Origin of the sequence: Nocardiopsis sp. RV163, from assembly GCF_001029525.1 — a bacterium.
Classification (GTDB): domain Bacteria; phylum Actinomycetota; class Actinomycetes; order Streptosporangiales; family Streptosporangiaceae; genus Nocardiopsis; species Nocardiopsis dassonvillei.
The window spans coordinates 1-2,728 of sequence record NZ_LEKI01000296.1 but is presented as its reverse complement, the minus strand read 5'-3'; the positions used below and the strand labels follow the sequence as shown (position 1 = coordinate 2,728).

2 protein-coding genes are annotated in these 2,728 nt (G+C 72.1%); one reads left to right on the top strand and one right to left on the bottom strand.

Annotation, left to right across the window (positions count from 1 at the left end; translation table 11 throughout):
* Nucleotides 1–77: 77 nt before the first annotated feature.
* On the top strand, nucleotides 78–962 hold the full coding sequence (locus ABD54_RS26190; protein WP_047872224.1) for a glutaminase: 885 nt from the start codon (nucleotides 78–80) through the stop codon (nucleotides 960–962).
* Between the two features lie 4 nt (nucleotides 963–966).
* On the opposite strand, the gene ABD54_RS26185 is transcribed toward ABD54_RS26190, so the two are convergent.
* Nucleotides 967–2,580, bottom strand: coding sequence for a serine/threonine-protein kinase (locus tag ABD54_RS26185; protein WP_047872223.1), 1,614 nt, complete (start codon nucleotides 2,578–2,580; stop codon nucleotides 967–969).
* Nucleotides 2,581–2,728: the final 148 nt, after the last annotated feature.

Below are 2,728 nucleotides of genomic sequence, written 5' to 3'. Positions count from 1 at the left end.
GAGGGACACCGACACGGAAGGGGGCGGGGGCCGAGGTGAGCGACCGCGACTACTACGGAGAAGTGCTCGACGCCGTCATGGGGAGGGTTCGGTCGCACATCGGCGAGGGCCGGGTCGCCGACTACATCCCCGAACTGGCCAACGTGGACCCGGACGAGTTCGGGTTCGCCGTGGCCACGGTGGACGGCGACCTGTACAGCGTCGGCGACCACTCACGGACGCGCTTCTCCATGCAGAGCATCACCAAGGTGTTCACCCTGGCGCTGGTGATGAGCAGATCCGGGGACAGCGTGTGGAAGCGGGTCCACCGGGAGCCGTCGGGCAACTCCTTCAACTCCCTGTACCAGCTGGAGTTCGAGAGCGGCGTGCCCCGCAACCCCATGATCAACCCGGGCGCGCTCATCGTCACCGACCAACTGCTGACCGACACCGGGGACGCCGTCGGCGCGCTGGGAGAGCTGCTGTGCGCGGAGACCGGCGACCCCGACCTGCACACGGACAACCCGGTGGCGCGCTCGGAGGACGAGCACGGCGACCGCAACCGGGCGCTGGCCTACCTCATGGCGAGCTTCGGCAACATGCGCAACCCGGTACCGGATGTGCTGGACCACTACTTCCGGCAGTGCGCGATCACCGTCAGCTGCGAGGAGCTGGCACGGGTGGGGCTGCTGCTGGCGCGCCACGGCAGGCGTGCGGACGGCTCCCAACTGCTCAGCCGCTCCGACGCGCGCCGCGTCATGGCGGTGATGCTCACCTGCGGCACCTACGACGCCGCGGGCGAGTTCGCCTACCGCGTCGGCCTGCCCTGCAAGAGCGGGGTGGGCGGCGGCATCCTCGCGATCGTGCCGGGGCGCTGCTCGGTGGCGGCGTGGGGGCCCGGCCTGGACGCCAAGGGCAACTCGGTGACGGCGGCGCTGGCCCTGGAGGCCTTCACCGACATCACCAACTGCTCGGTGTTCTGACCGCTCAGCCGTCCCCGTCGGCCGGTTCGAAGCCGCGGGACATGTGGTCCAGCAGCGCCCGGTTCTGCTCGGGGTGGTCGTTGTCGGCCACCAGGAACAGGGCGTAGCCGATGTCCTCGGTGTGGAAGCCGCGGTTGATGGCGTGCATGTCGCCGTTGCCGAAGGTGAACTCCCAGTCGGCGGCGCTGACGTAGTCCTCCGCCCAGTCGGCCCCGACGTCCTCGATGCCGATCAGTTCGTAGCCGCTGAAGTTGCCGCTGCCGACGGGCTCGAACTCGCGCCAGTCGTCCCCGGCGTCGGGGTTGGGGTTGTCGGTCTGGTCCACCAGCAGGTAGCCGCCGTCGGGGTTTCGGAAGTAGACCATGTGGCCCTCGCGCTCGACGTTCCAACCCTCGGGGACGTCCACGGAGAAGCCGCTGGAGTCCTCGTGGCGGGTGAGGGGCCCCCAGACCTCCTCCACACCGTCCTCGTCCCGCTCCTCCTCCGACTCCTCGTCCGAGGGCTCCGCGGGCTCCCGCGGCGTCTCCTCGGCAGCGGACGAGCTCTCCCCGGCGGGGGGAGCCGACTCCTCCGCGCCGGGGTCGGCGGCGGCCTCCTGATCCGAGCCGTCGACCAGCCCGGTGTCGGCCCCGCCCGAGCGGTTCATGCTCACCAGGAGGCTGGCGGTGGCGCCCACGACGAGGAGCACGAACACGGCGGCGGCGACCAGCAGCGTCCGCCGGACGGAGCCGGAGGAGGCCGCGGGCACGGTGGCGACCATCGTGGGCGCGACCGTCTCGGGGGTGTCGTCCGCGTCCCGGATCTCGCGCAGCAGGGCGCGCACCTCGCCGACCGACGGCCGGTCCTCCGGGCGCTTCTCGCACAGGGCCTCCAGGACCGGGCGCAGCGGACCGGCGTTGACCGGCTCGGGCAGGTCCTGGGTGACGATGGCGGTCAGCGTCGCCATCGGGGTCGGCCGCTCGAAGGGCAGGGTGCCCTCGACCGCCTGGTAGAGGGTGACGCCCAGGGCCCACATGTCCGAGGCCGGGGTGGCCGAGTGCCCGTGCGCGACCTCCGGGGCCAGGTAGCTCGGGGAGCCGATCAGCAGCCCGGTGCTGGTCAGGTGGGTGGAGCCGTCCAGGTGGGCGATGCCGAAGTCGGTCAGGACCGCGCGGTCGTTGCCCGCGATGAGCACGTTGCCCGGCTTGATGTCGCGGTGCACGATGCCGCGGGCGTGCGCCTCGGCCAGCCCCGCCGCCATCTGCTCGCCGATCCCGGCGGTCCGCCGGACCGGCAGCGCGCCCTCGTCGCGGACGAGGTCGCCCAGGGAGGGGCCGCGGACCAGCTCCATGACGATCCACGGGCGGCCGTCCTCCTCGGCCACGTCGAACACCGTGATGATGGCCGGGTGGCTGAGCTGCGCGGCGCTGCGCGCCTCGCGCAGCATTCGGGTGCGCAGCACCTCGACCTCGTGCGGGGGCAGGTTCGGCGGCGTGGTCAGCTCCTTGACGGCGACCGGCCGGTCCAGGAGGGTGTCGGTGCCCTGCCAGACCCGCCCCATGCCGCCGGAGCCGATGACCTCGTCCAGACGGTACCGGTTGACCAGGAGGCGACGGGGGTCGGCTTCGGAACTGTTCATGAAGGCGCTGTTCCTCTGTGGGGAGGGGGAGCGGGTGCTGTCGGAGGCGGTGGCGGCCAGGCGCCGCGAACCCGCGGACGACCTCACGACGCGGATGATCCGGCACCGCGCCGCCCTCAGCGACGAGGAGGCGGTCATGCAGCTCCTG

What these genes read in the sequence shown, in the direction of transcription:
- ABD54_RS26190 (WP_047872224.1), top strand. Translation starts at nt 78, where the DNA reads ATGGGGAGGGTTCGGTCGCACATCGGCGAGGGCCGGGTCGCCGACTAC.
- ABD54_RS26185 (WP_047872223.1), bottom strand. Translation starts at nt 2,580, where the DNA reads ATGAACAGTTCCGAAGCCGACCCCCGTCGCCTCCTGGTCAACCGGTAC.